The following is a 20,130-nucleotide window of genomic DNA, read 5'->3' as shown; positions in this document are numbered from 1 at the left end:
GTCAAAAGCGGACATCAGCCTTCGCCCAGATGCGTACCCACCACGACCTTCGTTGACTTGGGCTGCCTTGTGGCCGGCCCAAGCGCTTTCATGCGAACCCCCGGTCCTTCATGACCGGACGAGAGCAAAAGCACCCCGCCTTGCGTCAGCGCATCGACAAGCAGAGTCTCGGTCGTGCGGTGCAGGGCGTGGCGATGGCATTCGAAGTCCTTGATCGTGCTGCGCGACACGCCAGCGAGTGCTGCCAGCTGTTCCTGCGTCCAGTTGAGCAGGCCGCGCGCGGCCCTGCATTGCTCAGGAAGTAAATTCATCGAATGAAGCCTTGCCGGATCACATGGGAGTCAACCATAATGGGCGAGATCAAGCAATAGTTCCCACCATCCAGATGAGTGCCCACGAAGAATGACAGACGGAACATCATTGATATGGATGATCGTCTTGCCTTTCGTGGGCAGTGCCATTGCCGCCCTGTTGCCCACCAATGCACGTAATGCCGAAGCCTGGCTGGCCGGTGCCGTCACGCTTGTCACGTTGTTCCTTGCATCGGCCAGCTATCCCGCAGTCGCTTCTGGCGACGCCATTCGCAGCACAATAGAGTGGGTCCCCACGCTCGGGCTGAACCTGTCCTTGCGCATGGACGGATTCGCCTGGCTGTTTGCCATGATGATCAGCGGCATTGGCTTTCTCGTAGTGCTGTATGCCCGCTACTACATGTCGCCCGAGGATCCGGTTCCCAGGTTCTTTTCGTTCTTCCTCGCTTTCATGGGCGCGATGCTCGGCGTCGTGCTGTCGGGCAACCTCATCCTGCTGGTGGTGTTCTGGGAGCTGACCGGCGTCTTTTCGTTCCTGCTGATCGGCTATTGGCACCACAACGCCAATGCGCGCGATGGCGCGCGCATGGCTTTGACCATCACCGGCATCGGTGGCCTCGGACTGCTCGCCGGCGTGCTGCTCATCGGCCACATCGTCGGCAGCTACGATCTCGACCGCGTGCTCGCCTCGGGCGACCTCATCCGCTCGCACGATCTTTACGTGCCGGCACTTGTGCTCATCCTGCTTGGCACCTTGACCAAGAGCGCGCAGTTCCCGTTCCATTTCTGGCTGCCAAACGCCATGGCGGCCCCGACACCTGTGTCGGCCTACCTGCATTCGGCGACAATGGTGAAGGCCGGCGTGTTCCTGATGGCGCGGCTGTGGCCAGTGCTGTCGGGTTCCACCGAATGGTTCTGGATCCTCGGCTTCTGCGGAATGATGTCGCTTGCGCTGGGGGCTTATTTCGCCATCTTCCAGCAGGACATCAAAGGCCTGCTCGCTTATTCGACGATCAGCCACCTTGGCCTGATCACGCTGCTGCTCTCCCTGGGCAGCCCACTCGGTGCAGTCGCCGCCATCTTCCACATGGTCAACCACGCCACCTTCAAGGCGTCCCTATTCATGGCCGCCGGCATCATCGATCACGAATGCGGCACGCGCGACATCCGCCGGCTGAGCGGGCTGTTCCGGTTCATGCCGATCACAGCCACTCTGGCCATGGTGGCAAGTGCCGCCATGGCCGGCGTTCCTCTGCTCAACGGCTTCCTGTCCAAGGAGATGTTCTTCGCCGAGGCGATCGAAACTCATGCGATCTCCATTCTCGACACAGCCGCACCTTACGTCGCCGTGCTGGCCAGCGCCTTCGCAGTCACCTATTCCCTGCGCTTCATCCATGGCGTGTTCTTCGGGCCCGCGCCCACGGACTTGCCCAACGTGCCGCACGAACCGCCATTCCTGATGCGGTTCCCGATCATGCTCTTGGTGCTGGCCTGCCTTTTGGTCGGAACCATCCCGAGCCTGACCATCGGACCGTTCCTGCACACGGCCGTCACCTCGGTGCTCGGCGCGCGCACCCCGGAATACAGCCTGGCCATCTGGCACGGCTTCAACGTGCCCTTGATGATGAGTGTCATCGCGCTGATTGCCGGCGTCATCCTCTATCTGTTCCTCAAGGACTACCTGTCGCGCTGCGAAGAGGGACCGCCGTTCTTCCGCCGTCTCAAGGGACAGCGCATCTTCGAGCGTGCCATGGTCACCGTGTCCTGGCGCTGGGCGCGCTTTGTCGACTACCGCCTCGGTGCGCGCCGGCTGCAGCCGCAGCTGCGCCTGCTGGTGACAGTGGCTTTCGTTGCGGCCCTGTGGCCGCTCTACAGCCTGGGCTTCACGCCTGGCCAATTCACCTTGACGGGTGCCGATCCGGTGTTTGCCGGTGTCTGGGTACTCGGCATCGTCTGCGCCCTCGGTGCGGCCTATCAGGCAAAGTTCCATCGGCTTGCCGCCCTGATCCTCCTGTCGGGTGCTGGGCTTGTCACCTGCATCACCTTCGTGTGGCTTTCAGCACCTGACCTCGCTGTCACCCAGCTTCTTGTCGAGATCGTAACCACGGTTCTCATCCTGCTTGGCCTGCGCTGGCTGCCCCAGCGCGTCAAGGACGGTCCCGCCATCGCGATTTTCGTCCCGGGAGCACGCCGCCGCCGCTTCCGCGATCTTGCCATTGCGGTTTGTGTCGGCCTCGGCATGACGCTGATTGCCTATGCGGTGATGACGCGCACGCCGCCGCCCACCATCGCCGACTATTTCCTGGAAAAGGCCTATAGCGAAGGCGGCGGACGCAATGTCGTCAACGTCATCCTGGTCGATTTCCGCGCGTTCGACACATTCGGCGAAATCACCGTGCTCGGCATCGTGGCGCTGACGGTGTTTGCCTTGCTGCGTCGCTTCCGCCCAGCCTCCGACAGCGTCGACTCGCCCGAACAGCAGCGCATCCAGACGGCCTTCGACGAGGCCCAGCCCGATCGCGAGACCGGCGAGACGATCATCGACTATCTGATGATCCCAGCCGTGATCATGCAGTGGCTGTTTCCTGTCATCATCATGTTCGCCGCCTATCTGTTCTTCCGGGGGCACGATCTGCCCGGTGGGGGCTTTGCCGCCGGCATCGCCATGGCAGCGGCCTTCATCCTTCAATACATGGCGGCCGGAACCAAATGGGTCGAAGACCGGCTCAGGGTTCTTCCGGTCAGGTGGATCGGCCTTGGCCTGCTTCTGGCGGCATTCACCGGCGCTGGTTCCTGGCTGTTCGGCTATCCCTTCCTGACCTCGCATTCGCGCTATGTCGACCTGCCGCTGATCGGCGAGATACCGGTGGCCAGCGCCATATTCTTCGATCTCGGCGTGTTCTCGCTGGTGGTCGGCGCAACCGTGCTCATGCTGATCGCCCTTGCCCACCAGTCGATCCGCCGGCATCGCGTCGCCCGCACCATGGCTGCCGCAGAGGAGGAGAACGCCTGATGGAACTGATCCTCGCCATTGGAATTGGCGTCTTTGTCGGCTCGGGCGTGTGGCTTTTGCTGAGGCCGCGCACCTATCAGGTCATCATCGGGCTCTCGCTCATCGCTTATGGCGTCAACCTCTTCATCTTTTCGATGGGCAGGCTACAGATCAACGCAGCGCCCGTGCTGGCGTCCGGCACCGTCAATCCTACCGACTATACCGATCCGATCCCGCAAGCTTTGGTCTTGACCGCCATCGTCATCGGCTTTGCCACCACGGCCCTGTTTCTGGTCCTGCTTTTGGTTTCGCGCGGCCTCACCGGCAGCGACCATGTCGACGGACGGGAGCCCAACTGATGGCGTGGGCGAACCATCTTGTGATCGCACCGATCCTGCTGCCGCTGGTCACAGGCGCCTTCCTGCTTTTGTTCGACGAGCGCCGCCGTGCCCTCAAGGCAATGGTCAGCCTCTTTGCGACGCTGGCCTTGCTGGTCATTGCCGCCATCCTCGTGACCCAGGCCGCTACGACTGCCAACACAGTCTATCTGCTCGGCAACTGGAAAGCGCCTTTCGGCATCGTTCTGGTGCTCGACCGGCTGTCGGCGCTGATGCTGGTGCTGACATCGGCCCTGGCGATAGCGGCGCTGATCTTTTCGCTCGCCCGCTGGCACAAGAGCGGTCCGCATTTCCATACGCTGTTTCAGTTCCTGCTGATGGGATTGAACGGCGCTTTCCTGACCGGCGACCTGTTCAATCTCTTCGTTTTCTTCGAGGTGTTCCTGGCCGCATCCTACGGCCTGATCCTGCATGGATCGGGATCGCTCAGGGTCAAGGCGGGCCTGCACTACGTCGTGATCAATCTTGCCGGCGCGTCGCTGTTTTTGATCGGCGTCAGCCTGATCTACGGCGTCACCGGCACGCTCAACATGGCCGACCTTGCCGTCCGCATTCCCATGGTCAGCGCCGACGATCGCATGCTGCTGGAAGCCGGTGCTGCGATCCTGGGCATCGCTTTTCTGATTAAAGCCGGCATGTGGCCGCTCGGCTTCTGGCTGCCCACCGCCTATAGCGCTGCCGCCGCCCCGGTGGCGGCGATCTTTGCCATGCTGAGCAAGGTCGGCATCTACATCCTGCTGCGGCTGTCGTTGCTGTTGTTCGGTGTCGATGCGGGTGCGTCCGCCGGTTTCGGCGAGCCGTGGCTGCTTTATGGCGGCATGGTCACCATAGCCTACGGCGCCATCGGCGTTTTGGCCTCGCAGGCCATGGGGCGCCTCGCCGGCTCCTATGTGCTGGTGTCGTCCGGCACGCTGCTGGCAGCCATCGGCATGTCCAATGTCTCGGTCACCTCCGGCGCGCTGTTTTACATGGTCAGCTCCACGCTGACGATCGCGGCCTTCTTCCTGCTCATCGAGCTGGTCGAACGCGCCCAGGACCCGGCCGCCGACGTTCTCGCCGTCACCATGGAGGCCTATGGCGACGACATGGACGAGGAAGAGGAGGAAGACGAAATCGGCGTCGCCATTCCAGCGACCCTCGTCATCCTGGGCATCTGCTTTACGGGCACGGCGCTGCTTTTGGCCGGCCTGCCTCCGCTTTCCGGCTTCATCGCCAAATTCGCCATGCTGACCGCCCTGTTCAACCCCGAAGGGCTTGGCACAAGCAGCGGTGGAATTTCGGCGACCACATGGGTTTTCGTCGCCCTGCTCATCCTGTCGGGCCTTGCTGCGATGATCGCCATGACGCGTGCCGGCATCCGTACCTTCTGGGCACCGATCGAAGGCACGGTGCCGCGCGTGCTGGTCATGGAATTCGCGCCTGTCGCCTTCCTGCTCATCCTGTGCCTTGGCCTCAGCGTCCAGGGGGGCAAGGTGATGGACTATATGGATGCAACCGCGCGGTCCCTGCACGACCCGCGTGGCTACATCTCCGATGTCATGTCGGCATCCAGCCTGCCCGGCCCCAAGACCGTGGAGGCCAAATGAGACGCTGGCTGCCCTACCCTGTTCTAACAGCTTCGCTGCTGGTCATGTGGCTGCTGCTCAACAAATTCTCCCTCGGCCACCTGGTCCTGGGCAGCGCCATCGCCCTTGGCGCTTCAAAGGCCATGGCGGCCCTTCAGCCGGCCAAGCCAAGGATCAGGCGCTGGGACAAGATCCCGCAGCTGGTGTGGGTGGTGTTCATCGACATCTGCCGTTCCAACATTGCTGTCGCCGGCATCATCCTCAAGGGACGGCGGCCGAACTCGGGTTTCGTCACCATCCCGCTTGAGCTGCGCGACCGCACCGGCCTTGCCGTGCTCGCCTGCATTGTCACCAGCACGCCCGGCACCGCATGGCTCGAATACCATTCCGCCAATGGCCGGCTGCTGATCCACGTGCTCGACCTGGTCGACGAGCAGGAGTGGATCGACACGATCAAGCAGCGTTACGAGAGCCTGCTGATGGAGATTTTCGAATGAGCAGCGTCATTTTCATCCTGGCCGTCACGCTGTCGCAGATTCTACTTGTCGCTGCTATGGCCTGCGCGGTGTGGCGCCTGGTTCGCGGCCCCCGCGCCCAGGATCGGGTGCTCGGCCTCGACGCGCTTTATGTGGCGGCCATGCTGTTGCTGCTGACATTCGGCATCCGCACCGGCTCGACGACCTATTTCGAAGCAGCCCTGGTGATTGCGCTTCTGGGCTTTGTCTCCACGGTGGCTCTGGCCAAATTCCTCATGCGCGGCGAGGTGATCGAATGAGCCACGCGGCTGATCTGCCGGCCTGGGTAGCCCTGATCGTTGCCTTTTTCCTGGTCTTGGGATCGGGGCTGACATTGTTGGGGGCAATCGGGCTCGTGCGTTTTCAAAGCTTCTATGAGCGCGTCCATGCACCCACGCTTGGAACGACATGGGGTGCTGGCGCGATCCTGATCGCCTCGATCATCTGTTTTTCGGTTCTACAGTCCCGGCCCGTCCTGCATGAAGTGCTGATCACCATCCTTGTGGTGGTGACCACGCCGGTCACCTTGATGCTTCTGGCGCGCGCGGCCCTTTACCGCGACCGCACCGAAGGCACGCCGGGCGTTCCGCAGTTCGAGGCGGCAGCGGAACCTGGAGACGAGCACTCCAGGTCCTCAGACTAATTGGGCGATCGCGTTCTTAAGCTGCCACGGCGTCGGCGATTGCCTTGCCGCAGGTGACGGTGTCGGCCTTGCCGCCAAGGTCGCGGGTGCGCAGAGCCTCATTGGCGAGAACCTGCTCGATCGCCCTGACGATGGCGTCGGCGGCATCGCGATGTCCGAGATGCTCGAGCATCATCGCACCGGTCCAGATCTGCCCGACCGGATTGGCGACGCCCTTGCCGGCGATGTCGGGGGCCGAACCATGCACCGGCTCAAACAGCGAGGGAAATTTCCGCTCAGGATTGATATTGCCGGACGGGGCGATGCCGATCGTGCCGGTGCAGGCGGGGCCGAGGTCGGAGAGAATGTCGCCGAACAGATTGGAGGCGACGACAACGTCGAAGCGGTCCGGGTTGAGCACGAACTGGGCCGCGAGAATGTCGATGTGGTACTTGTCCCAGCGCACGTCGGGATAGTTCTTCGCCATCTCCTCCACCCGCTCGTCCCAATAGGGCATGGTGATCGAGATGCCGTTCGACTTGGTCGCCGAGGTCAGGTGCTTGGCGTCGCGCCGCTTGGCCAGTTCGAAGGCGTAGCGCAGGATTCGGTCGACGCCGATGCGGCTCATCACCGTTTCCTGGATGACCACCTCGCGTTCGGTGCCGGGGAACATCCTGCCGCCGATGGATGAGTATTCGCCTTCGGTGTTTTCACGAACGATGTAGAAGTCGATGTCGCCTGGCTTGCGGCCCGCAAGCGGCGAAGACACGCCGGGCATCAGCCTGACCGGGCGCAGGTTGACATACTGGTCGAACTCGCGCCGGAACTGCAGCAGCGAGCCCCATAGCGAGACGTGGTCCGGCACAGTATCCGGCCAGCCGACGGCGCCGAAGAAGATGGCGTCGTGCCCGCCGATCTGGGCTTTCCAGTCTTCCGGCAGCATGGCGCCGTGCTTGAGGTAGTAGTCGCATGAGGCGAAATCGAAGCTGTCAAAACCGATGTCGATCTTGAACTTCGACGCAGCCGCCTGAATCACGCGCAGCCCCTCGGGCACCACTTCCTTGCCGATGCCGTCACCGGCGATGACCGCGATTTTCAATGTCTTGTCGCTCATTTTATGTCGCCTAATGCAGGATCTGACTGAGGAACAGCTTGGTGCGCTCGTGGCGCGGATGATCGAAGAACTCGGCCGGGGTGTTCTCCTCGACGATCTGGCCCTGGTCCATGAAGATGACCCGGTTGGCGACTTTGCGGGCAAAGCCCATCTCGTGGGTCACGCACAGCATGGTCATGCCCTCTTCGGCGAGACCGACCATGGTTTCGAGCACTTCCTTGATCATTTCAGGGTCGAGCGCCGAGGTCGGCTCGTCAAACAGCATGATGCGCGGGTTCATGCACAAAGAGCGCGCGATCGCCACGCGCTGCTGCTGGCCGCCTGAGAGCTGGCCGGGATATTTGTTGGCCTGCTCGGGGATCTTGACCCGGCGCAGGAAGTGCATCGCCTGCTCCTCGGCCTGCTTCTTCGGCGTCTTGCGCACCCAGATCGGCGCCAGCGTGCAGTTTTCCAGGATGGTCAGATGCGGAAACAGGTTGAAGTGCTGGAACACCATGCCGACCTCGCGGCGGACCTCGTCGATCTTCTTGAGATCGTTGGTCAGTTCCTTGCCATCGACGATGATCTTGCCCTTCTGGTGCTCTTCCAGCCGGTTGATGCAGCGGATCATCGTCGACTTGCCCGAGCCCGACGGGCCGCAAATGACGATGCGCTCGCCGCGCATGACACGCAGGTTGATGTCCTTGAGCACATTGAACTCGCCATACCACTTATGCATGCCGACAATGTCGATCGCCACATCGGTATCGGAGATGTGCATCTTGGCCCGATCGACCTCGAGGTCGTCAGCCCTCACCGTATTTTCCGCAGCCATTTAGCCTCCTCGATATTCTCCAGGCTCACTCCGGCGCAGCATGGTCGCGCCGAAGTGAGCGGTCTTTCGCGAACGACAGTCCGCCGTCAGTAGGCTGGCTGTCCGGCAGCGATCCAATCGGCAGCGTCGTTCAGCGTGCGTTCGAACGCCTGCACCATGTCGTCGATCTGGCTTTCCGTGATGATCAGCGGCGGGCAGAAGGCGAGCGTGTCCAGGATGTTGCGAACGATCAGGCCGTGGTGATGAGCCCTGGCGAAGACATAGGCGCCGACCTTGCCCGGCTCGGCAAAACGAGCCTTGGTCGCCTTGTCTGCGACCAGTTCGACACCGGCGATGAGACCGACGCCGCGGACTTCGCCGACCAGCGGGTGCGAGGCTAGCGCGCCAAGCCGCTTCTGCAGGATGCGGCCCATCTCGGCGGCATTCTGGACCAGTCCGCGTTCCTCGATGATTGCGAGGTTTTCCAGGGCAACGGCGGTGGCGACAGGATGACCGGTCGCGGTGTAGCCATGGCCGAAGGTGCCGATCTTGCCGCTGTTGTCGGCCACTGCCTTGTAGATGGTGTCCGAGATCATGACGGCCGCCAGCGGCTGGTAGGACGAGGTGATCTGCTTGGACAAGGTCATCAGGTCCGGCTTGATGCCGTAATAATCCGAGCCGAAGGTCGTGCCCAACCTGCCGAAGCCGGTGATCACTTCGTCGGCCACGACAAGGATGTCGTTGCGGCGGCAGATTTCCTGGACCTTCTGCCAGTAACCCTCAGGGGCGGGAATGACACCGCCGGCGGCCATCAGCGGCTCGCCGATGAAGGCAGCGATGGTGTCCGCGCCTTCTTCCGCGATCACCGCTTCAAGCTCGGCGGCCAAGCGGTCGACGAACTGTGCCTCGCTCTCGCCCGGCTGGCCGAAGCGATAGAAATGCGGGCAGGTCAGATGACGGACAGGGATCGCCGGCAGGTCGAAATCACGGTGATTGTTCGGCAGACCGGTGAGGCTTGCGGCAGCGACGGTAACGCCATGGTAGCCCTGGGTGCGCGCCAGGAACTTCTTCTTGGCCGGACGTCCGAGTGCGTTGTTGTAGTACCAGACCAGCTTGATTATGGTGTCGTTGGCTTCCGATCCGGAGTTGGTGAAGAAGACATGCGACAGCCCTTCGGGCGCCATCTCGGCTAGCTTTTCGGCCAGCTCGATCGAGGGCATGTGCGATTTGTGGGCGAAGGTGTGGTAGTAGGGCAGCTTGTTGAGCTGCTTGGTCGCGGCGTCGACCAGACGCTTTTCGCCGAAGCCGACAGCGACGCTCCAAAGGCCAGCGAGGCCTTCGAGATAGCGATTTCCCTGATCGTCGAAGACATAGACGCCCTCGCCGCGATCGATGACGATCGGGCCGGTTTCGGCGTGGCGAACCGCATTCGTGTAGGGGTGCAGCTGGTGGGCAATGTCGCGGGCGGCAGTGGAATTCGGTCTGGACATGAAATTTACCTCTGTTGTTTCGGTCGCGGCGGCTCCTCGCCGCAGGACGCACGTCGGGGTCGTCGCCCGGCGTGCTGCCGGGCGATCGGGTGGTAAAACTTTTGCGGGGTCGCCCTTTGGGCGTTCAGCTGGGCGGAGGGCTCATGCGCGTTCGTCTTCGGTATGCGCCAATATTCCAAAGCAGCCGATGATATCCTGCAACAACGCCGCCCTTGCGCTGACACCGTCATGCGCCGCTATCGCATGAAGCGCCCGTTCATGCGGCGGGATCGCCTCCTTGAGACGCCCCGGCTCGGCCTTCGCCATCCTGACCGACGGCCCCATGCGCAGCCACAGCGGTTCGATCATGTCGAAGAGGATCGGCGAGTTGCTCATCCGGGCAATTTCGAGATGGAACCTGGCATTGGCGCGGAGAAAATGGCTGGCATCGTTGTTGTTCGCAGCCTTTGCGAGCGCGTTGAAATGGGCCGTCAGCGGCACCATGGTTTCAGGCGTCGAGTGCTCGGCGGCACGCTCGGCGGAAAGCCCCTCCAGTGCAACGCGAATGTCACGAATTTCGGCCAGTTCCGACGGCGTCAGATTGGGAACATAAAAGGTCCGCTCCAGCCTGAGCGCACCGATGCTCTCCAGCTTTTGCAAGGCGTCTCGCACCGGCACCGGACTTGTTCCCAGCGTTGCCGACAGCTTGCGCAAGACAAGACGGTCGCCCGGCCGGAACTCCCCGGTAATGAGCTTTTCCTTGAGCTGCCGGTAGATCTGCTCGTTCAGCGTATCCTGAACGAGCGATTTATAGACTTGCTTGCGTTCATCAAGCATTGGGCGTTCCTGCCGAAGACATAAGCCTATTACCTGCGTTCATTGGAGAATTCCTGCTCAAGCCGGCGCGAATGCAAGGACAGGATATAGCAGAACACGAAGAAGGCGAAACCGACAGCCAGATAAGCTTCACGATAAAAGCCCATCCATGTGCCATCGGCGATGGCACCACGTGCCCCGCCCAGAACGTCGATCAGGCCGATGATGCTGATCAGCGTAGTGTCCTTGATCGATTCGATGAAGGTGTTGATGATTGCCGGCAAAGCAATGCGGAACGCCTGCGGCAGAACGATGAGGCGCGACACCAATCCATCGTGCAGGCCAAGACTTTGGGCCGCTTCGGTCTGGCCCCTTGGCACCGCCTCAAGGCCCGAGCGGATCGCCTCGGCAAGATAGGCGGCCTGAAACATGATGAGGGCGATCTGGGCGCGCAGGATGGTGTCGATCATGTTGCCGCCGGGAAGCAGCAGCGGCAGCATTGTCGAGGCGACGAACAGCACGGCAAGCAAAGGCAGGCCGCGCACCACCTCGACATAAGCATCGCAGAAATGCTTCACCGGGGCACTTCTGGAGCGTCGGCCCAGGGCAAGCAGCACCGATAAAGGAAGCGCAAGCACGATGCCGAAGGCCGACAGGCCGACGGTCAGCGGCAGGCCGCCCCAGCGACTGGTCGAAACGGGTTGCAGACCGAAGATGCCGCCGGCCATCAGGATGAGGCTGGTGACCAGCACGGCAATCCAGGCGTAGACCAGCGCCGGCCTCCAAAACTGCCTGAAGCCGCTGGCAATGAGCACGGCAAGGACCAGAGCAACCGCAAGAGCGGGGCGCCAGTATTCACCCGCCGGATAGCTGCCAAACAGGATGATGTGGTAGCGCTCGGTCAGCATCGCCCAGCAGGCACCGCCGGCCGCGCGGCATTCGTCCGGTGTCGCCGTGCCGAAGGTCGCGTCGAGCACCGCCCAGCGCAAGAAGCTGAGCAGCGCATAGCCAAGCAGGAACACGCCGAGCACGGTGATGATCGCATGCGGCCAGGGCTTGAAATACGGGCTCAGGCGCGCCTTCAGCGTGGGGCGACGTCGGCGCGCGACAGTGGCGATGGCAATTTCACTCATAGCTTCACCAGTTGCGCGCGCTTTTCGAGCCGGCGGATCAGGACCGAGGTCACCAGGGAGAGCGACAGGTAGATCAGGAGATAGATGGTCACGGTTTCGATGGCGCGGCCGGTCTGGTTGAGCGCGGTGTTGCCGACCGAAACCAGATCCGGATAGCCGATGAGCACGGCCAGCGTCGTGTTCTTGATCAGGTTGAGATACTGGTTGGCGAGCGGCGGCAACATCAGCCGCAGCGCCTGCGGCGCCAGCACCAGCCACAGCGTCAGGAAGGCGCCAAGGCCAAGGGACGCGGCGGCTTCGGACTGGCCTTTCGGCAAGGCGGCGAGGCTGCCGCGCACGATCTCGGCGATGAAGCCGGATGTGTAAAAGGCAAGGCCGAACAGCATCGCCAGATATTCCGGCGTCACGCTCCAGCCGCCACGGAAATTGAAACCAACAAGCGCTGGCCTATCGAGCGTCACGATGCTGGCCGCCCAAAAGCACAAGCCGACAAAGGCCGCCCCACAGCCCGCCAGGGCCAGCTTTCCCATGCGGGGGAACAGGCCGGTCTCGCTCTTGGAACGCAGCGAAAGCCGCCAGGCAAAGCACGTTGCGAGAACCAGCAGCACCGCCGCGACCAGCAGGAGCAGCCCGCCAGCGAAGACCGGCAGCGGCACGTAGAGACCACGGCTGGAAAGAAACAGGCCATCCAGCGGATTCCAGGCCTGTCGCGGCCCAGGCAAGGCACGCACGACGGTGGCGCAAACCACAAGCACCAGCAACAATGGAACGTTGCGGGTGAATTCCACATAGACTTTGGCGAAGCGGGTCAGCAGCGGATGACCGATCCGCGCGGTCAGGCCGACGATCAGGCCAAATATGGTTGCCAGCACGATGCTCGCCAGCGCGAGCCTGATGGTGTTGAGCAGGCCGGCGACTAGTGCCCTGAGATAGGTGTCGCCGGAACTGTAGGAAATTATCGACTCACCGATGGGGAACGACGTCGCCTCGCGCAGGAAGCCGAAGTCGATGGTAATGCCTTTGGCTGCGAGATTGGCGGAGAAGTTGTATGACAGCCACGCCACGACGGCGGTGGCTGCCACAACAAACGTCACACCATGGAGACGTTCCCGGCTGATCATCTCAACGGCGCCGCAAACATGAGGCCGCCCTTGGTCCACAGGTCATTGAGACCCCGGTCGAGCTTCATCGGCGAGCCCTTGCCGAGATTGCGCTCGAAGCTCTCGCCGTAATTGCCGACCGCCGAAACAACTTGCACCACCCAGTCTTCCGACAGGCCGAGATCCTTGCCGTTGCCGGGCTTGACGCCGAGCAGCTGCTGGACTTCCGGATCCTTCGAGGACGAAACCAGGTCCTTCACATTGGCCTGGGTGATTTCCAGGCGCTCGCTCTCGATCAGGGCCGACATCACCCAACGCGCGGTGAGGAAGAGTTCCTGGTCGTCGCCGTAGACGGAGGGAGCATAGGGCTCAAGCGTCAGGAATTTCGGGAAGATGACGTAGTCGTCGACATTGCCATGGGCGACGCGGGAACCGGCGAGATTGCCATAATTGCCGCCGAAGGCATCGCAGCGCCCGCCGAAGAACGCGGCGTCAAGCTGCTCCCAGGTGCCAAGCACGAGCGGGGTGTATTTGAGGCCGCGCGACTTGAAGAAATTCTCGGTGTTCACCTCGAAGGTCGAGCCCTGAAGAATGCAGACCGTGGCATCGGCCAGCTGGTCGGGGCTTTCGACGCCCAGCGACTTGGGCACCATGAAGGTGTAGCCGTCGAAATAATTGGGGAAGGTGAAGCGGGCGTTCTGGCCGCCTTCGCGGTTGAGCGTGGTCGTCGTGTCGTGGGCGAGAACGTCGATTTCGCCGGAGGCGAGCAGGACGAAACGCTCGGAATAGGACGTCTGCCGGTAGGTAACCTTGCTGGCGTCGCCAAGGATTGCCGCAGCCATCGCCTTGCAGAAATCGACGTCGATGCCGGCGAGCTCGCCATTGGCGCCTGGCGCCGAGAAGCCTGGAACGGCCTGGCCGACGCCGCAGGTCAGATTGCCCTTCTGCTTGATGGCGTCGAGCACCTTGCCCGCTTGCGCCTGCACTGGAGCGAGCAGCACCCCCGCCATGGCAATTGCGGCAAGCCCGCCCAAGGCACCGCCTTGCATCCTCCGGATAAACGTCATCTCATTCCCTCTCTTATATTGTTTGACGATGATGATTTCTCGCGGCGGGGCGCCCATCGCCCGGCCAGAAGCCTAGGTGGCCTGACGGGGGTTCTGTGTCAGGCAGATATATTTGAGGTTCAGGAACTCCTCGATTCCGTATTTCGAGCCCTCGCGCCCGACGCCGGATTCCTTGATGCCACCGAAAGGGGCGACCTCATTTGAGATGAGCCCTTCATTGACCCCGACCATTCCCGTTTCGAGCGCTTCGGCCACGCGCCACATGCGATCGAGATCACGGGTGAACACATAGGCAGCGAGCCCCGCTGATGTGGCGTTTGCCGCGGCAATGACCGCATCCTCATCGGTGAAGCGGAACACCGGAGCCACCGGCCCAAAGGTCTCTTCCTGCGTGAACAGCATCGTGTCGTCGACATTGGTCAGGATCGTCGGCTCGAAGAACGTGCCGCCGAGTTGGTGCGGCTTGCCGCCGGTGACGAGCTTGCAGCCCTTGGCCAGCGCATCGGCGATATGGCTTTCGACCTTGACCAACGCGGCAGCGTTGATCAGCGGCCCCTGCTCGACGTCGTCGGCAAAGCCATTGCCGACCTTCAACGCCTCGACCGCCTTTTTGAAGCGCGCGACAAAGGCGTCATGGACGGCGTCCTCGACATAGATGCGGTTGGCGCAAATGCAGGTCTGGCCGGTGTTGCGGAACTTTGACGCCATGACGTTGTGAACGGCAACATCGAGATCGGCATCGGCAAAGACGATGAAGGGCGCGTTGCCGCCCAGTTCCATCGACACCTTCTTCACCGTTGCTCCCGCCTGCCCCATCAACAGCTTACCGACGCGTGTCGAGCCGGTGAAGCTCAGCTTGCGGACGATCGGATTTGCCGTCATCTCGCCGCCGATCGCCTGGGCGTTGCCGGTGACGATATTGAGGACGCCTGCCGGAATTCCCGCACGCGATGCAAGTTCGGCAAGCGCCAAAGCCGAAAACGGCGTGAATTCCGACGGCTTGACCACCACCGTGCAACCTGCGGCCAAGGCCGGCGCGCATTTGCGGGTGATCATCGCACTGGGGAAGTTCCATGGAGTGACCGCCGCGACAACGCCGACCGGCTGCTTCAGCACCATGATGCGCGACTGCGCCCTGGGGGACGGAATGATATCACCATAGACGCGCTTGGCCTCTTCGCCGAACCACTCGACGAAGGACGCCGCATAACGGATTTCGCCACGGCTTTCGCCGAGCGGCTTGCCCTGCTCCGCGGTCATGATCCGCGCCAGGTCCTCGACATTTTCGATGATGAGTTCGAACCAGCGGCGCATGATCGCGGAACGTTCGCGTGCGGCAAGTGCCGCCCAGTCCTTGCGCACCCGGTCGGCACTGTTGATCGCGCGAGAGGTCTCCGCCGCCCCCATGTCGGGGATGGTGCCCAACGCCGCGCCGGTGGCCGGATCGGTCACGACAATCGTGGCCTTGCTGTCGGCGTCAATCCATTGGCCGTCGACATAAGCCTGCTGCCGCAACAGCGACGGATCCGTCAGCCGTCCGATCAGGGCGTGGTTTGAACTCTGATGCAAGGTCATGCGCGAATTGGTCCCGAACTGCTAAACATATGAAATCTGACGTTTGATATATCAAACTCCAAACTTCATAATGTCAAGCCGGGTTCACGCTGGGCCAATGGTTGGTTTGAGTCTGGCTGAGGGGCTGCTTCAGCTCCGCGACCGAGCCGTTGTTTGGCGCGCCTGTCGGCGCGCGGCCAGGCCAGGGGCGATCTCGGCCCGCAGGCGTGCGTTCAACACACAGCAACGGCAGGGGCTCGCTGTGAGCGCGCGCTACCTCATGGGCTTGGAGCTGACCAGGTGCTGTTCGGGCGTGCGCGCCTGGCGGATTTTGAAACGCCCCGGAAACACAGCAGGAGCCGGCGCGCCACTGCCGGCTCTATCCCGCCATGTCGTTTTCAGCGTTGAGGTCGCGCGCCAGGGAATGCCACGACCTTGGACCCTTGATCGACCGTATGTTCGGCCTTCAAGGTGGCATCGATGAGCAGGTTCAAGGCTGCAAGCAGTTTACACGTCAAGTCGTCGTCGCCGGGCAGGTATTTGCAAGCCTGCTCGAGATGACGCCGCGCCATCGCGAAATCCGATCGCATTCGACCCTCCTAACGCCTCCTCAGCCCCAGCATGCTTTGCGATGATTGTGAAACCGCCAACAAAACCGCTCGTATTTTAGCAAGATGTCATAGAGCAGGACCGCAATCTGCCGCCAGCTCTTCGCCCGCGCGGCGGCCGCTCAAGCCTGCGTATCGGCGCGAGCGCAACGATCAAAAGTGGCCTTCGACGAGACCCGCAAAAGGGCCTCGTCGCATCGTCGAAGCGACCGGATACGGTCGAGCGCCACGGCATGAGTGGCTAGACGGGCCGATCAGACGTGGCCGGCGACGTTCTTTGCGCTGTAAGGCGCCTCCATCTCGGCAACATCGGCGTCTGTCAGCTTGATATCCAGCGCGGCGAGCGCATCGTCGAACTGATGCAGCTTGGAGATGCCGACGATGGGGGCGGAAATACCCGGTCGGGACGCGACCCAGGCATAGGCGACCTGCGCCATCGGCCTGCCATGACGCTCGGCGACCTTGCGAACGGCATCGATCACCGCATCATCCTGGAGGCGCGAGCGATCATAAAGCGCATTGGCCGTGCCGTCGGTCTTGGCGCGCAGGGTCGCCGCTTCATCTTCCTTGCGGCGGCCGGCCAAAAGGCCGCGCGCCAGCGGGCTCCATGGAATGACGCCCACGCCTTCGGAGCGGCAGAGCGGCAGCATCTCGCGCTCTTCCTCGCGGTAGATCAGGTTGAAGTGGGGCTGCATCGAGACGAACTGCGCCCAGCCATGCTGGCGCTGCAGGCCGATCGCCTTCATGAACTGCCAGGCATGCATCGACGATGCCCCGAGATAACGAACCTTGCCGGCCCGCACCACATCGTTGAGCGCGTCGAGCGTTTCCTCGAGCGGGGTGTCGTAGTCGAAGCGGTGCAGCTGGTAGAGGTCGATATAGTCCGTGCCCAAACGCTTCAGGCTGCCGTCGACGGCTTCGAACACATGCTTGCGCGACAGACCCCGGTCATTGGGATCGGAGCTCATCGGATTGTAGAGCTTGGTTGCCAGCACCAGCTTGTGGCGTGGAACCAAAGGCTTCAGCACCTTGGCCACGACCTCTTCGCTGGCCCCGTTCGAATACATGTCCGCCATGTCGAAGAAGTTGATGCCGTGCTCGACGGCCTTGGCGATAACAGGGGTCGAGGCCTCCTCATCAAGCACCCAGGGCGCCCATTTTGACGAGCCGAATGTCATGCAGCCGAGAGCGATCCGCGAAATCTTGAGGCCTGAACGGCCCAGATTGACATATTCCATTAGTACACCTCTTGCGTCTTCGATCTGGCTAATCTTCGCATTTGTTGCCACCACGGACTCAGAAAGTCCATAAAATTTCGCAGATACGCAGTTTTTACGAAATTCCAAATTTTTCACACAGCCGCAAATTGCTGTCTTGCGCAAAACGACTCTCGTGTTATCGTTGAGTGTATCAATCGAGTAGAACACGTGTTTGCAATCGACGCGTCCAGTATCGACAAGTCCCTGCCCGTCCCTGTCGGGACGCAGCTTCATGGCTTGCTCAACTATTCGCTGTCGTTTGGCGATATTCCGCACGGCACGAAACTGCAGTCCGTTCGCCAGCTCGCAGCCGAACTCGGCATCGCGCCGATGACTGTCGCGCATGTCTATCAGCAGCTTCGTGACGCCGGTCTGATCGAGATGCGGCAGGGGCTTGGTGCCTTCGTCGCCCACAAGACCTACAACATCGTCGCTGACAACGCGCCGGCTGCGGCATTGCGGATCGACATCGAGGTTTTGCTGGGCAAGGCCGAGCGTCTCGGTGTGCCGACCACGACGCTGGTTTCGATGATCAACGCGCAGTCGCAGTTGCGCAAGCCGAAGACGGGCCTCAACGTCGTTTTCGTCGCCATCTTCGAAGGCCCTGGATACGACTATATCGAGCAGATCCGCCCGGTCTTTGCCTCAGGCGACACCATCTCGCTGCTGACGCTCGATGGGTTGCGGGGCGACGAGGCGTCGCGGCAAGCCTGTCTGGATGCCGACCTCGTCCTGACCTTCCTCAACCGCGAGGCAGAGGTCCGGGAAATCGTGCCCGACGCCAATATTCTGGCGCTGCGCTTTCTTCCTTCCGGACAGACCCGGCAGGCTCTGGCGGTGCTCGATCCGCGATCGCGCGTGGCGGCGATCGCACAGCTACAGGACTACATCGCCGTCATGCGGCCAAGCGTGCGCGAATACGCACCGCACGTCTCCGAAATCAAGGTGACCTGGTCGGCAGCACCCGACATTCGCGAGATCATCGCCGGCTCCGATGCGGTCGTCTACGCCACCGGCGCCGACCACATCGCCGAAATGGTGCGGCCCGGCATCCCATGTTTCGAATACCGGCATGCGCCCGATCCGGCGTCGGTCGAAAACCTGCTCGTTCCTTATCTGAGCGAGCTCAGGCAGGCGAAAATTGCCGGAAACGAGCCTGGCTCCAGCGAGCCGGCCGCAGGCAAATGAGCTGAATCCAGACACTCAAAACAAGAAGGTTGGGGAATGAAAACGTTTTTATCGACTGTAAGCGCCGTCGGCCTGGCACTGGCGGTATTTTCAGCTGGCTCCATGGCAGCGCAAGCCGCCGGAACTCTCGTCGTTGGGACCGACGTCGACGCCGGCACGCTTGATCCGCGCCTCGCCCGCGATTCCACCGCCTACCGCGTTGCCGATCTTGTCTATGCCGGCCTGGTGCACATCACCCCCAAGCTGGAACCGGTGCCCGACCTGGCTGAAAGCTGGGAGACGCCGGACCCGCTGACGTTCATCTTCAAACTCAGGCCCGGCCTGAAATTTTCCGACGGTTCGCCGCTGACGGCCGATGACGTGGTCTTCACCTACTCGACCTTGCTCAATCCCGAATTCAGCTCGCCTATCCGTGCGCTCTTCACCCCAGTCAAGGCGGTCACCGCTGTCGACGCGCAGACAGTGAAGTTCGAGCTTGCCGCCCCTTACGCGCCGCTGCTGACCTATCTCGATGTCGGCATCATCTCGAAGAAGGCTGCCGAAAGCGGACAGGACATCTCGACCAAGCCGGTTGGTGCTGGCCCAATGAAGCTCGCCGCGTGGAACCGTGGCAGCGACATCGTCCTGGAAGCCAATGCCGACTACTGGCGCGGCGCCCCGACAATCGACAAGGTCACGCTCAAGGTGATCGGCGACAACTCGGCGCGCGCCCAGGCCTTTGAAGCCGGCGACCTCGACGTCATCCAATCGCCGCTTTCGCCACAGGACATCACGCGCCTTGCCGCAGACGAGCGTTTTGCCAACGTCAAGATGGCCGGGCTCGGGGTCACTTACCTCAACTTCAATGCGAAGGACCCGCTGCTCGCCGATCCGAAGATGCGGCAGGCCCTGTCGATGCTTGTCGACCAGCGGACAATCGTCAACGACATCTATCAGGGCGTCGACCAGGTTGCTTCATCGCTGATCCTGCCCTCGTCCTGGGCCTATTCGGCTGACATCAAGCAGCCGACATTCGACGTCGAAGGTGCGGTGAAGCTTCTCAACGAGCTCGGCTGGAAGGACACCAATGGCGACGGCATCCTGGACAAGGACGGCAAGCCGCTGACGATCACGCTTGCCACGCACAGCGAGGACCCCAACCGGGTGCAGGCGCTCGAGTTCATGCAGGCCGTGTTCCAGCAGGCAGGCGTGGAAGCAAAGGCGCAGATCTCCGACTGGCCGAGCTTCTCCACCAATTATGTCCAGCAAGGCAAGCATCAGATCGCCCTGCTCGGCTGGCTGAACATCGTCGATCCCGATCGCCTGATGTACGCCCAGTTCACCACTGGCGGCCCGACCAATTGGGGTGGCTATTCCAACCCGGAAGTCGACACCTTGCTCAACGAGGGGCGTTCGACGCTTGATCAGGCCAAGCGCACCGAAGTCTACCAGAAGGCCGCGACCATCCTGGCCAAGGACCTGCCCTACTTCGTCATCTCCGATCAGGGCTACCAGATGTTCTACCAGAAGGACCTGCCGACTGACGTCCAGGCGACCCCGCGCGGTTATCTGCGCGGCCTGATCGGTCTCAACGACTAAGCCGATGACGTCGGCCAACATCGCCCAGGCGCGTTGGCCGACCGCTTC

Annotated in this window: 19 protein-coding genes; 8 read left to right on the top strand and 11 right to left on the bottom strand. The window is 62.0% G+C overall.

Annotated elements, in window-relative coordinates; translation table 11 throughout:
- Positions 1-14 precede the first annotated feature (14 nt).
- Positions 15-311 (bottom strand): helix-turn-helix domain-containing protein, encoded by a 297-nt coding sequence (locus tag AC1RTB_RS25005; RefSeq protein WP_492879119.1) that lies wholly within the window; start codon positions 309-311, stop codon positions 15-17.
- A gap of 91 nt (positions 312-402) precedes the next feature.
- Between AC1RTB_RS25005 and AC1RTB_RS25000 the strand changes: the two genes are divergently transcribed.
- The 6 genes from AC1RTB_RS25000 to mnhG are packed head-to-tail and all read left to right on the top strand — an operon-like array spanning position 403 to position 6,424.
- Entirely contained in the window at positions 403-3,324 is a 2,922-nt protein-coding gene (locus tag AC1RTB_RS25000; protein WP_492879121.1) for a monovalent cation/H+ antiporter subunit A, read from the top strand.
- The gene (locus AC1RTB_RS24995; RefSeq protein WP_492879123.1) at positions 3,324-3,662 is read left to right on the top strand and encodes a Na+/H+ antiporter subunit C; all 339 of its coding nucleotides are present in this window, start codon (positions 3,324-3,326) and stop codon (positions 3,660-3,662) included. Before AC1RTB_RS25000 ends, AC1RTB_RS24995 begins: the two co-directional genes overlap by 1 nt.
- The gene (locus AC1RTB_RS24990) at positions 3,662-5,287 is read left to right on the top strand and encodes a monovalent cation/H+ antiporter subunit D (RefSeq protein ID WP_492879124.1); all 1,626 of its coding nucleotides are present in this window, start codon (positions 3,662-3,664) and stop codon (positions 5,285-5,287) included. Before AC1RTB_RS24995 ends, AC1RTB_RS24990 begins: the two co-directional genes overlap by 1 nt.
- Positions 5,284-5,763, top strand: coding sequence for a Na+/H+ antiporter subunit E (locus AC1RTB_RS24985; RefSeq protein WP_492879126.1), 480 nt, complete (start codon positions 5,284-5,286; stop codon positions 5,761-5,763). Before AC1RTB_RS24990 ends, AC1RTB_RS24985 begins: the two co-directional genes overlap by 4 nt.
- Positions 5,760-6,041 carry a K+/H+ antiporter subunit F gene (locus AC1RTB_RS24980; protein ID WP_492879128.1) on the top strand — a complete coding sequence of 94 codons (282 nt, stop codon included), beginning with the start codon at positions 5,760-5,762 and terminating at the stop codon, positions 6,039-6,041. Before AC1RTB_RS24985 ends, AC1RTB_RS24980 begins: the two co-directional genes overlap by 4 nt.
- A complete protein-coding gene (gene mnhG / locus AC1RTB_RS24975) occupies positions 6,038-6,424 on the top strand; it encodes a monovalent cation/H(+) antiporter subunit G (RefSeq protein ID WP_492879129.1) in 387 nt (128 codons plus the stop codon). Before AC1RTB_RS24980 ends, mnhG begins: the two co-directional genes overlap by 4 nt.
- A gap of 16 nt (positions 6,425-6,440) precedes the next feature.
- Here mnhG and AC1RTB_RS24970 read toward each other — a convergent pair whose 3' ends face one another.
- From AC1RTB_RS24970 to AC1RTB_RS24925, 10 genes are all read right to left on the bottom strand, one after another.
- Positions 6,441-7,517: a tartrate dehydrogenase gene (locus AC1RTB_RS24970; protein ID WP_492879131.1), complete on the bottom strand. Its 1,077-nt coding sequence runs from the start codon at positions 7,515-7,517 to the stop codon at positions 6,441-6,443.
- Positions 7,518-7,527: 10 nt separating this feature from the next.
- Entirely contained in the window at positions 7,528-8,331 is an 804-nt protein-coding gene (locus AC1RTB_RS24965; RefSeq protein WP_492879133.1) for an amino acid ABC transporter ATP-binding protein, read from the bottom strand.
- An 86-nt stretch (positions 8,332-8,417) separates the two neighbouring features.
- Positions 8,418-9,800: an aspartate aminotransferase family protein gene (locus AC1RTB_RS24960; protein WP_492879134.1), complete on the bottom strand. Its 1,383-nt coding sequence runs from the start codon at positions 9,798-9,800 to the stop codon at positions 8,418-8,420.
- 141 nt (positions 9,801-9,941) lie between these two features.
- A complete protein-coding gene (locus AC1RTB_RS24955; RefSeq protein WP_492879135.1) occupies positions 9,942-10,616 on the bottom strand; it encodes a GntR family transcriptional regulator in 675 nt (224 codons plus the stop codon).
- 29 nt (positions 10,617-10,645) lie between these two features.
- Entirely contained in the window at positions 10,646-11,728 is a 1,083-nt protein-coding gene (locus AC1RTB_RS24950) for an amino acid ABC transporter permease (protein ID WP_492879137.1), read from the bottom strand.
- On the bottom strand, positions 11,725-12,822 hold the full coding sequence (locus tag AC1RTB_RS24945) for an ABC transporter permease subunit (RefSeq protein ID WP_492879139.1): 1,098 nt from the start codon (positions 12,820-12,822) through the stop codon (positions 11,725-11,727). The genes AC1RTB_RS24950 and AC1RTB_RS24945 overlap by 4 nt, the downstream gene beginning before the upstream one ends.
- A 23-nt stretch (positions 12,823-12,845) precedes the next feature.
- Positions 12,846-13,895: a transporter substrate-binding domain-containing protein gene (locus AC1RTB_RS24940; RefSeq protein ID WP_492879141.1), complete on the bottom strand. Its 1,050-nt coding sequence runs from the start codon at positions 13,893-13,895 to the stop codon at positions 12,846-12,848.
- A gap of 72 nt (positions 13,896-13,967) precedes the next feature.
- Positions 13,968-15,470, bottom strand: a complete 1,503-nt coding sequence (locus tag AC1RTB_RS24935; protein ID WP_492879143.1) for an NAD-dependent succinate-semialdehyde dehydrogenase — start codon at positions 15,468-15,470, stop codon at positions 13,968-13,970.
- A 377-nt stretch (positions 15,471-15,847) separates the two neighbouring features.
- Complete coding sequence (locus tag AC1RTB_RS24930; protein ID WP_492879144.1) at positions 15,848-16,039, bottom strand: hypothetical protein; 192 nt, start codon at positions 16,037-16,039, stop codon at positions 15,848-15,850.
- 272 nt (positions 16,040-16,311) lie between these two features.
- On the bottom strand, positions 16,312-17,295 hold the full coding sequence (locus tag AC1RTB_RS24925; protein ID WP_492879145.1) for an aldo/keto reductase: 984 nt from the start codon (positions 17,293-17,295) through the stop codon (positions 16,312-16,314).
- 189 nt (positions 17,296-17,484) lie between these two features.
- Here AC1RTB_RS24925 and AC1RTB_RS24920 point away from each other — a divergent pair, with 189 nt between their 5' ends.
- Both AC1RTB_RS24920 and AC1RTB_RS24915 read left to right on the top strand, forming a co-directional pair.
- Entirely contained in the window at positions 17,485-18,504 is a 1,020-nt protein-coding gene (locus AC1RTB_RS24920) for a GntR family transcriptional regulator (RefSeq protein ID WP_492879146.1), read from the top strand.
- Between the two features lie 36 nt (positions 18,505-18,540).
- Positions 18,541-20,082: an ABC transporter substrate-binding protein gene (locus AC1RTB_RS24915; RefSeq protein WP_492879147.1), complete on the top strand. Its 1,542-nt coding sequence runs from the start codon at positions 18,541-18,543 to the stop codon at positions 20,080-20,082.
- The last annotated feature ends 48 nt before the right edge of the window (positions 20,083-20,130 follow it).

The organism is Aminobacter sp. GW821-FHT11F06 (genome assembly GCF_058808215.1).
The sequence above is the reverse complement of the archived record's forward strand: the minus strand, read 5'-3'. Positions and strand labels throughout refer to the sequence as shown.

What these genes read in the sequence shown, in the direction of transcription:
- AC1RTB_RS25005 (WP_492879119.1), bottom strand. Translation starts at nt 311, where the DNA reads ATGAATTTACTTCCTGAGCAATGCAGGGCCGCGCGCGGCCTGCTCAAC.
- AC1RTB_RS25000 (WP_492879121.1), top strand. Translation starts at nt 403, where the DNA reads ATGACAGACGGAACATCATTGATATGGATGATCGTCTTGCCTTTCGTG.
- AC1RTB_RS24995 (WP_492879123.1), top strand. Translation starts at nt 3,324, where the DNA reads ATGGAACTGATCCTCGCCATTGGAATTGGCGTCTTTGTCGGCTCGGGC.
- AC1RTB_RS24990 (WP_492879124.1), top strand. Translation starts at nt 3,662, where the DNA reads ATGGCGTGGGCGAACCATCTTGTGATCGCACCGATCCTGCTGCCGCTG.
- AC1RTB_RS24985 (WP_492879126.1), top strand. Translation starts at nt 5,284, where the DNA reads ATGAGACGCTGGCTGCCCTACCCTGTTCTAACAGCTTCGCTGCTGGTC.
- AC1RTB_RS24980 (WP_492879128.1), top strand. Translation starts at nt 5,760, where the DNA reads ATGAGCAGCGTCATTTTCATCCTGGCCGTCACGCTGTCGCAGATTCTA.
- mnhG (WP_492879129.1), top strand. Translation starts at nt 6,038, where the DNA reads ATGAGCCACGCGGCTGATCTGCCGGCCTGGGTAGCCCTGATCGTTGCC.
- AC1RTB_RS24970 (WP_492879131.1), bottom strand. Translation starts at nt 7,517, where the DNA reads ATGAGCGACAAGACATTGAAAATCGCGGTCATCGCCGGTGACGGCATC.
- AC1RTB_RS24965 (WP_492879133.1), bottom strand. Translation starts at nt 8,331, where the DNA reads ATGGCTGCGGAAAATACGGTGAGGGCTGACGACCTCGAGGTCGATCGG.
- AC1RTB_RS24960 (WP_492879134.1), bottom strand. Translation starts at nt 9,800, where the DNA reads ATGTCCAGACCGAATTCCACTGCCGCCCGCGACATTGCCCACCAGCTG.
- AC1RTB_RS24955 (WP_492879135.1), bottom strand. Translation starts at nt 10,616, where the DNA reads ATGCTTGATGAACGCAAGCAAGTCTATAAATCGCTCGTTCAGGATACG.
- AC1RTB_RS24950 (WP_492879137.1), bottom strand. Translation starts at nt 11,728, where the DNA reads ATGAGTGAAATTGCCATCGCCACTGTCGCGCGCCGACGTCGCCCCACG.
- AC1RTB_RS24940 (WP_492879141.1), bottom strand. Translation starts at nt 13,895, where the DNA reads ATGACGTTTATCCGGAGGATGCAAGGCGGTGCCTTGGGCGGGCTTGCC.
- AC1RTB_RS24935 (WP_492879143.1), bottom strand. Translation starts at nt 15,470, where the DNA reads ATGACCTTGCATCAGAGTTCAAACCACGCCCTGATCGGACGGCTGACG.
- AC1RTB_RS24930 (WP_492879144.1), bottom strand. Translation starts at nt 16,039, where the DNA reads ATGCGATCGGATTTCGCGATGGCGCGGCGTCATCTCGAGCAGGCTTGC.
- AC1RTB_RS24925 (WP_492879145.1), bottom strand. Translation starts at nt 17,295, where the DNA reads ATGGAATATGTCAATCTGGGCCGTTCAGGCCTCAAGATTTCGCGGATC.
- AC1RTB_RS24915 (WP_492879147.1), top strand. Translation starts at nt 18,541, where the DNA reads ATGAAAACGTTTTTATCGACTGTAAGCGCCGTCGGCCTGGCACTGGCG.